Source organism: Microcystis wesenbergii FACHB-1317 (genome assembly GCF_014696875.1).
GTDB lineage: Bacteria > Cyanobacteriota > Cyanobacteriia > Cyanobacteriales > Microcystaceae > Microcystis > Microcystis wesenbergii_A.
The window spans coordinates 1-8,790 of record NZ_JACJQV010000241.1 but is presented as its reverse complement, the minus strand read 5'-3'; the positions used below and the strand labels follow the sequence as shown (position 1 = coordinate 8,790).

Sequence of the window (8,790 nt, the reverse complement as noted above, 5' to 3'; positions counted from 1 at the left end):
AATATAGAAGAGCTAATGCAAATTAGCCGCTATCGGTTGAAGGATTACATCAAAGGACAAAGAGCGATATCGCTTGCCCTATCTACCTTCTAGCTCGCTTGTCCCCCTCTCAGGGAATTAAGCTGAGTGGCTCGCAAGTGAGAAGAATATTGATAAGAAAAAAGTATGTGTATATCTGGGCGAAATATAGTCGAGAAGATAAGCAAGACAAGAAATTAAGAAAAGCATTTAAAGAAAAATTAGATGAATATTTAAAGTTGGCCAAAGAAAAGCCAGAGTCAATCCAGGTATGGTTTTGGGACGGGGCTTTCAAGGTGGCGACGCAGGTTCGCCACAGGGTTCCCCTCCTGAATGTGGATTTAGTTTGAGAGTAATAAGAAGGAGAGCTTGGACAAAAAAAGGAAAGCGAAAAAAAGTGAACGGGCAAAGAAAAAGAGGAAGGGTGAATGTGATGGGAGCCTTAAGATATAATGACAAAAAACGAGTCTGTTTTATGAGCAAAAAAGGAAATTCAGAAACTTTCCATGAACAATTAAAGAAACTTCATGAAGAGATTCGTCAAGAATGGATAAACTTGGGAAATCTGCCCGAAGATTTTCGAGAAAAAGGACCGAAAATTATCATTATATTAGACAATGCTAGTGATCACAAAAAGAAAGATGTTATTGAGCAGGTGGAAAAAGAGTTGCCCAATATTAGGCTAGAGTTTTTACCAGCTTATAGTCCAGATTACCACCTAATAGAATTATTGTGGCATTCCGCTAAAGAGTACATAGCTAATCGAGAATTTGAAAATAAAGAAGAACTGGAAAAAGTAGTCAATCAGCTTTTAAAGGGGATTGATTATTAAATGGAGTAGAAAACTTAAAAATAAGGGTAATGCTGTCAATGTAACTTAAATGCGTAAAAGCTTATTAAATAGAAGTTTCCTACTGTCTTTTTACTGTTTACTGATTACTGATCACTGTTTACTGATTACTAACCGACTTGACATGATTGACAGACCTAGTTAAAATAGAGTACAGACATTTTAACCCAATGAAAGCAAGGTATGAATACCGCCTTTACCCAACCAACCAACAAAAGAGGCTTTTGTCTCAATTGTTTGGGTGTGTGCGTGTTGTCTGGAACGATACCTTAGCTTATTGCCAAGAACTCTATCGACAAGGAGAGAAAAAGCCAAAATATACCGAGTTGTCTAAAAGACTAACTCAGATTAAAAAAACAGAAGAAAAACAGTGGTTGACTGAAGTTTCTTCTATTCCTTTACAACAGTCTTTGAGAGATTTAGAGACTGCTTACTCTAACTTTTTTGCATCTTGTAAGGGAGAAAGGAAGGGAAAGAAAGTAAAACCTCCCAAGTTTAAAAAACGTAAATCTAAACAATCAGCAAGATTTACTAATAATAGTTTTACCGTTCATCAATACCACGTTACTTTAGCGAAAATCGGTGATTTAAAAATAGTTTGGAGTCGTCCATTACCCTCTAAACCTTCTAGCGTCACCGTGATTAAAGATGCAGCAGCTCGATACTTTCTTAGCTTTGTTGTCGAGATTCAACCCGAAACTTTGCCAGATAACGAGCAAACTGTAGGGATCGATCTAGGGATTGCTAATTTTGCGACTCTTTCAACAGGAGAAAAGATAGACGCACCAAAACCGTTAAAGAAACGATTAAAACGGCTTAAAAGAGCATCGGAAAAACCTTTCTAGAAAACAGAAAGGAAGTAAACGACGGGAAAAAGCCAGAAAACGAGTGGCTAAAATCCACGCAAAGATTAAGGACACTCGGACTGATTTCTTGCAGAAACTATCCACTAAAGTTGTTCGTGAAAAACCAACGATAATTTGAGAGGATTTAAACACATCAGGAATGGTTAAGAATCGTAAACTAGCCCGTGCTATATCAGACTTAGGATGGCGTTCTTTTCGAGATATGCTATCAGCAAAGTCTGATAAATATGGGCGGGATTTTCGGATAATTTCGAGCTGGGAGCCAACGTCTCAGAGATGTTCCTGTTGTGGGAATATCGGCGGGAAAAAGGCGTTAAATGTTCGTGAGTGGGAATGTCTTTTCTGTGGGACTTTCCACGATAGGGATGTAAACGCAGCAATTAATAGACCTCTTGCAAAAGTCTTAAGTCGATCCTTGTACAGCAACATTTTTGAAGATTATCAACTACTAATAAATAATTAACTCAAAGTCCCTCCCATTATTGTTTCTATCGTTTGTTTTCGGATTTATGCAAGAGGTCTAATATCAAGGTCGCCGGTGGGCAATCGGAGACCTCAAAAAACGGACGGGTCGGACAGCGTAAGACTTCTGTTAAAGAAGCAGCGTCCTGTGAAGCGTCAACCGTTCTGACCTCGGCGTGAGCTTTTGTCGAACGCAAAAGATCACGGCCGAAGCCCCATTGATGCGACCATCCTAAAAAGGCGGCGTGGTGAGGAATCACCGTCCGTTTACGGCGGTGAGGATGTCAACAACTCTGTCATCTCTGGCGACAAACCAAAACTTGGCGGCATACCCCGATCATTATGTTAACCAGTCAAGAGGGTCTGCTGGCAAGGGTAAAAGCCAAAATGGTCGGGGCAACCGATTATTTAAGCAAACCTTTCAGCGAAAATGAATTATTACTGCTGCCGGAAAAATACGTTCAGGGGGATAGGGGAGTGGGGAGTGGGGAGACGGGAGAAAAAGCTGACGGAGTAGCGGCTGACGGCTTCAAGATAACTGATAGCTGAAAAAAATTCCTTTGGCTAGTCGTTTTTGACAGTGGAATTGGGAAATATAATATAGAGATGAAGCCCGAAAGGGTCAATCAAGTCCTTGTTTAGAGGGAAAGCCCGTCATAAATTTCAGATTGTTTTGGAGGCAAAAACGAGAGCAATTTCGGAGCATCGTGTCAACGGGAACTATTATCGGGCATATTTATCTATTGTTGTCCTTGCGATCCTAGCTAGGTAGGGAGTTATGAGTGAAATATTGCTGGTAGAAGACAGCCAAACGCAACGGGAATGGCTCTGTGAGCTACTCCGCAAGAGCGGCATTAAGGTCACGAGCGCCAAAGATGGGGTAGAAGCCCTCGAACATATTCAGAGGGTTAATCCCGATTTAGTCGTCCTCGATATCGTCATGCCCCAGATGAATGGTTATGAGGTGTGTCGTCGTCTCAAGTCGGATCCAAAAACCCAAAATGTCCCGGTGGTCATCTGTTCCTCGAAAGGGGAAGTTTTTGATCGCTATTGGGGCATGAAAATCGGAGCCGATGCCTACATTGTCAAGCCCTTTGAGCCAATCGAGTTCATTGGTACTATTAAACAACTGCTGCGCCGATAAAATTGCCTTCGCCGAGGACAGTCTAGCTATGGTATAGGTCAAGACAGCTAAAAACGCCGCCCGAACCATATAGTTGCAAGAGAACAAAAGCAATGCTTAACAACGCTGATTTTTTTGCCGATAACGCTCCTCAAAATATCACCCCCGACAATCCGGAATTACAAACTCCCGTCGGTGAACTGCACTTGCGATTCTATCTACCCTCTCAGGACGAGTTTGCCCTTAGTGCCGTGGGCATTCGCGAGGTGATGCAGCAACCAATCGATCGCATTACCCCCATGCCCAATGCTTCACCCTTGCTCCTCGGCGTGATCAATCTCCGGGGTCAAGTGATCTGGGTGGCGGATCTAGGACAATTTTTGGGGGATAACAAGCGCTTAAACACCGCTCGATCCGAAATTACCGTAATTGCGATCGAAGAACAGGAAACGATCCTCGGTTTAGCGGTGGAACGTTTGGGAGATATGGAATGGCTTGACCTAAATAAACTAGGTAGTGCCGCCAGCATTCCCGATCAGATCGCCCCATACGTGCGGGGAGAGTGGATTCTGGGCGAAGAATCCCCAAAAACCTTAAGACTACTCGATCATCTGGCCCTACTCCGTTCTGCCCGTTGGGCGGCTTAAAATCTCAAAAAAGTAGCAGCAGATGATGATGATGATTTATAGCAATTCTTTCGGGAAATTACTAACCACTTCACCACTTTAACTTTACTAGGGGAGAGGCAAATGCCGTCAGGGACAGAATACGCAAAACTCTATGGACAGGCTAACATCGCCTATTGCCAGGGCAACCTTGAGGATGCCGCCGTGATTATCAAAGACATGATCGGCAGCTATCCCGAGGATGCTAATGTCATCCTTTTACAGGGTCACATTCATCTAGGACTACAACAATACAGCTTGGCCAGGGAACGTTACGAAAAGGTGCTGCAATTGGCTAAAAATTTCCCCAATCGCTCCGATCTGGTGGATTATGCTCGACGGGGTCTTGATCGGATTCGGCAATTGCCTTTTGAAGACGAGGATGAAGATTTTATGATCGCTGCTACGGAAGCCATTGCCTACAGCGAGGCGGACTTTGATCCGAGTCAATGTTTTAGCAATTCTCGGTCTGGGGAGTCGGAAGCGGCTGACCCCGATTGGCAAAATGAAGGCATGGATGGGGATAGTGATCTTTTCAATGAGGAGGATATCGGCGGGCCGACGGTGGCAGAGTTATCCTCTACCGACACTATAGGGGAAAGCATCCTTGCCCTTGACCTGGAACCGACCCACCGACAAGCGGCAAAAACTGGCCGTAATCAGGGCAGAGTCACTCAAAAAAAATACGAGGAGGAGGACACCAGAGATTTTAGGGAACCAAAACGCAATGATGAGGATTTAGACGGTTTTTCCCCAATGGGTGCGACGGCTCTGACCCAGGGTCTAGGAGATTCAGACCTATTTACCCGTTCGGGAGAGGAAGATTTAAGTGGTGGTTTGGACCCCGAACCCAGTGAGCCCCTTAATGCCAGTCCTGGTGTGGGAGAGCTTAATTTTAATCCTTCCCGTCCAAACATCCCCGACGATAAGAGAGATAGTCATCTTCCCAATGCTTCCGAGCGCTTGCTCAAGCCAGTGGTGGAAGTCAATCCGGGCAAATTAGCCTTTTTCGTCAATGCTTCTTTAAGCAAAAAGCAACTAATTTTAGCGGCTTTAGCGGGTATTACCCCGGTGGTGTTAATTTTTGCTGTTAGTACCACCTCTTGGCTATCTTCTCTATTGGCTGCCAAACCGGCCCCAAATCCTCAGGGAAAAACCGAAAAAGTTGCGCCGAAACCGGCCCCGGCCCGCCTTTCCCCCTTTAGTCAACTTATCCTTACCAAGATGTTAGTAACGGGTGTGGGAACCTTTGCCGTGACTTGGCTAGGCCTACAGTTGCTAATTAGTCAGATTAAGCGCAGTCTCAACGATCTGCAAAGCCAATTCGATCATCTCTCGGAAGGTAATTTTAACAATAAAGCGACGATCTACTCGGAAGATGAATTCGGTCAACTGGCCAATCGTTTTAATCAGGTAGCCCGGGTAGTGGTTACTACCACCAGGGCATCCCAACGCCGCGCCGCCGAAACGGAAAGGGAAAGGGAAGACCTACAACGGCAAGTGATTCGACTTCTCGATGATGTGGAAGGAGCCGCTAGGGGGGATCTGACAGTGGAAGCCGAGGTAAGCGCCGATGTTTTAGGTGCGGTGGCTGATGCTTTTAATTCGACTATCCAAAACTTGCGCGAAATTGTCCGACAGGTGAAAAAAGTGGCCAAACAGGTGAATAAGGGTACAACCGATAGTGAATCTTTCGCCCGCAATCAGTCCAGCGAAGCCCTGCGGATGGCGGAGGAATTGGCCACAACCCTTGATTTGGTACAGATGATGACCGACTCAATTCAAAGGGTGGCAGACAACGCCAGAGAAGCCCAAGATATCGCCCGCAAATCCTCGATTGCTGCCCTGGAGGGGGGTGATTGCGTGGAAAGAACCGGGGCGGGAATTCGGCAAATCCGCGAGACAGTATTGGAAACGGAGCGAAAAGTGAAGCGTTTGGCGGTAGCGGCGCAGGAAATATCGAAAATTGTGGCGGTAATCTCTCAGATTGCCTCGCGGACCAATGTATTGGCTGTTAATGCCTCGATTCAAGAGACGCGAGCAGGAGAGACGGGCCGGGGTTTTGCGATTGTGGCCGATGAGGTGCGTCAGTTAGCCGATAGATCCGCTAAATCTCTTAAGGAAATTGAACAGATAGTTGTGCAAATTCAAGAGGAAACGGCAAAGGTAGTGGAGGCGATGGCGGAGGGGATTCTACAGGTTAAGGATGTCACCGAGCGATCGGAACAGGCGAAGAAGTCCCTAGAAGAGATTATCCAAGTTTCTAACCGTATTGATACGCTGGTGCGCTCAATTAACGCCGATACGGTCAAACAACGGGATAATTCCCTCCATGTCGCCGAAGTTATGAAGTCGGTGGAGTCAACCGCTCAGGAAACTTCCCAAAAATCCCAACGGGTGGCGGGTTCTCTGCAAAAATTGGTTAGTATCTCGCAAGAGCTGCTTTCTTCGGTAGAACGGTTTAGGGTAGACTCGGAGGATAATCAATAATCGGTGAGCGGTAATCAGTGGGTTATTGATTAACTGCTATCCCTTAGAGTGAGTAAAGTTATGCCTAAACTTAGTCTCTGCATGATTGTCAAAAATGAAGCCGAAAATCTCCAGCGCTGTTTGGATAGCGTGAAAGAGGTGGTGGCTGAGATGGTCGTTATGGATACAGGTTCGACCGATGATACGATCGCTATTGCTAAAAGTTACGGTGCTATAGTTCCTAGTTACGATTGGCAGGGTAATTTTTCCGATGCCAGAAATGAGGCTTTAAAATATGTTACTGGCGATTGGATTTTAGTCCTTGATGCTGATGAGGAATTAAATCCAGCTATCGTACCGAAAATGCGTCGAGCAATCGAAAAAGAGGAAAATTTAGTCATTAATTTAATCCGCCATGAAATCGGAGCCGTACAATCACCTTATTCTCTAATTTCCAGGCTATTTCGCCGACATCCTCAAGTCACTTTTACCCGTCCCTATCACTCAATTATTGATGATAATGTGGCTATTTTATTAAAAAATGAGCCTGATTGGAAAATAGTTGAACTGCCAGAAATTGCTATTTTTCACTACGGTTACACCGTCGATAAAATAGCCAGCTTAGATAAGTTTGCACGGGCAAGAAAAGCGATGGAGGGCTTTTATAAACAACATCCCCACGATCCCTATGTGTGTAGTAAATTGGGAGGATTATATCTGAAGATTGGCAGGGATAAAGAGGGTTTTAAGCTGCTTAAACATGGTTTAAAATGCCATGGCTCTAATCCGCATATTTTATACGAGTTATATTATCATCTCGCTAATTATTATTATTCAGTGGATGAATTTAAGAAATCAGCCGATCATTTTATCAAAGCAATCGAGCAGCCAATTTTAGATCAATTAAAACTGGGTGCTTATAATAATTTCGGTGGGTTATTATACGAAGCAGAAAACTACGAAACTGCCTTATCTATCTTTGAGAAAACCGTAGAAATTGATCCTAGGTATGCCGATGGTTACTATAATTTAGGACTGATTCTCAAACAACTGCACCGGCTACCAGAATCGATTAAAGCTTATAAAAAAGCTCTCAAGTTAAACCCCGATAATCCCGCTATTTACCAAAATCTAGGGGTTGCTTATATAGTTTTCGGTAGTTATAATGAGGCGATCGAGATTTGGCAAAAAGGCCTACAATTATTGAAAGATCAGGGTAATGTCTCTCGCGCTGAAATACTGCAAGAAACCCTAAAAGCTCTGGGAGCAAGTTGATTGAAGGATGAACAATCCCTAGGGAATCATCTTCTTAATGAAGGAGGGTTAGTTATGAAATGGCATCGAAAACTTAAACATAAGAGAGATTCAGTTAACTAAATTTATATTTATCTATTGTTATGCTGTTATACTACCTTCAGGACAACTACCGATTCAGCCTCTAGGAAGGAAAACAACAACTAGGCTAATCTGATCAATCACCATGAAAGTAATTTAGCTTGTGAGAATCGTATCATAAGTTTGCCAAAATTTAACTGGCCATTGCTTGATCAGCTGGTCAAAAAGGCTTCATAATTCAAGTTCCGCTTTGACAAAATCAGCAGTTTTATGGAGAGAAAACCCCACTTTAGCAGCTATCATCTGCATAGCGCGGTTATCCCTTAAAATTTCCCCTTCAATTCCCTCTAATCCTTCCTTTTTGCCAATAGTGACTAAACGCTGTAGTAATTCTGTACCAATTCCTTGACCTTGATAGTCATCCCTAACTAATAGGTCAAATTCCGCCACATTAACGCCGTGTAGTTTATTTAAGCGTCCTATAGCGATAATTTCTCGCTCTTCCGTCTGATCGTTATTAATCTCTACCACTAAGCTCATTACTCGATCGTAGTCGATAAAACAAATGCGCGTAAGACGATCATAAGCGGTTTGGCGATCGAGATTGACAAGGTGAAAATAACGATAATAAATGGTTTCTTCCGAGAGATAATGGTGAAATTGTCGCACTAAAGGCTATCATTTCAGCTATTCTCGTCTGGCTGATCAGAGCTAAATCTAAGGGTGTGTTATAATGACTAAGGTTCAAACATAGTCTAAGAGTTATTGCTAAGAAAATTACTTTTTTAGGAAAAAGTCATTATGAATATGAGTAAGAAAAAAAGGCTCTTCGTTACTCTTTATGCTAAATCAACAGACAAGATGCCAAGACAACATACTTCTAACCCAGAAATTCCGAAAGTTTCTAAAGCCATAGCCTCTCCGTTTTATTAGTTTCAGTTTATTGTTGATTCCCTCGACCACCCCATTCGTTGTCCTTTGCTCGAAATAACTAATTATTTC

Annotated in this window: 6 protein-coding genes and 3 pseudogenes; 7 read left to right on the top strand and 2 right to left on the bottom strand. The window is 43.4% G+C overall.

The genetic code is table 11. The features are described 5' to 3' along the window. Positions 1 to 113 precede the first annotated feature (113 nt). The 7 genes and pseudogenes from H6F92_RS24780 to H6F92_RS24750 all read left to right on the top strand — a co-directional run. Positions 114 to 899, top strand: a pseudogene (locus tag H6F92_RS24780) (IS630 family transposase); the annotation flags it as partial. A gap of 139 nt (positions 900 to 1,038) precedes the next feature. After that, positions 1,039 to 2,376 (top strand): annotated as a pseudogene (locus tag H6F92_RS24775) (RNA-guided endonuclease InsQ/TnpB family protein). Positions 2,377 to 2,538: 162 nt separating this feature from the next. Further along, the gene (locus tag H6F92_RS24770) at positions 2,539 to 2,745 is read left to right on the top strand and encodes a response regulator (protein WP_190359863.1); all 207 of its coding nucleotides are present in this window, start codon (positions 2,539 to 2,541) and stop codon (positions 2,743 to 2,745) included. 229 nt (positions 2,746 to 2,974) lie between these two features. Continuing rightward, the gene (locus H6F92_RS24765) at positions 2,975 to 3,340 is read left to right on the top strand and encodes a response regulator transcription factor (RefSeq protein WP_190359862.1); all 366 of its coding nucleotides are present in this window, start codon (positions 2,975 to 2,977) and stop codon (positions 3,338 to 3,340) included. A 92-nt stretch (positions 3,341 to 3,432) separates the two neighbouring features. Further along, positions 3,433 to 3,966 (top strand): CheW domain-containing protein, encoded by a 534-nt coding sequence (locus H6F92_RS24760; RefSeq protein WP_190359861.1) that lies wholly within the window; start codon positions 3,433 to 3,435, stop codon positions 3,964 to 3,966. 102 nt (positions 3,967 to 4,068) lie between these two features. Further along, positions 4,069 to 6,474 (top strand): methyl-accepting chemotaxis protein, encoded by a 2,406-nt coding sequence (locus H6F92_RS24755; RefSeq protein WP_190359860.1) that lies wholly within the window; start codon positions 4,069 to 4,071, stop codon positions 6,472 to 6,474. A 60-nt stretch (positions 6,475 to 6,534) separates the two neighbouring features. Beyond that, on the top strand, positions 6,535 to 7,728 hold the full coding sequence (locus tag H6F92_RS24750; RefSeq protein WP_190359859.1) for a glycosyltransferase: 1,194 nt from the start codon (positions 6,535 to 6,537) through the stop codon (positions 7,726 to 7,728). A 291-nt stretch (positions 7,729 to 8,019) separates the two neighbouring features. Here H6F92_RS24750 and H6F92_RS24745 read toward each other — a convergent pair. Both H6F92_RS24745 and H6F92_RS24740 read right to left on the bottom strand, forming a co-directional pair. After that, positions 8,020 to 8,463 (bottom strand): annotated as a pseudogene (locus H6F92_RS24745) (N-acetyltransferase family protein); the annotation flags it as partial. 174 nt (positions 8,464 to 8,637) lie between these two features. After that, on the bottom strand, positions 8,638 to 8,790 hold a 153-nt coding region (locus tag H6F92_RS24740; RefSeq protein ID WP_190356403.1), incomplete at its 5' end, for a transposase.

What these genes read in the sequence shown, in the direction of transcription:
- H6F92_RS24765 (WP_190359862.1), top strand. Translation starts at nt 2,975, where the DNA reads ATGAGTGAAATATTGCTGGTAGAAGACAGCCAAACGCAACGGGAATGG.
- H6F92_RS24750 (WP_190359859.1), top strand. Translation starts at nt 6,535, where the DNA reads ATGCCTAAACTTAGTCTCTGCATGATTGTCAAAAATGAAGCCGAAAAT.
- H6F92_RS24760 (WP_190359861.1), top strand. Translation starts at nt 3,433, where the DNA reads ATGCTTAACAACGCTGATTTTTTTGCCGATAACGCTCCTCAAAATATC.
- H6F92_RS24770 (WP_190359863.1), top strand. Translation starts at nt 2,539, where the DNA reads ATGTTAACCAGTCAAGAGGGTCTGCTGGCAAGGGTAAAAGCCAAAATG.
- H6F92_RS24755 (WP_190359860.1), top strand. Translation starts at nt 4,069, where the DNA reads ATGCCGTCAGGGACAGAATACGCAAAACTCTATGGACAGGCTAACATC.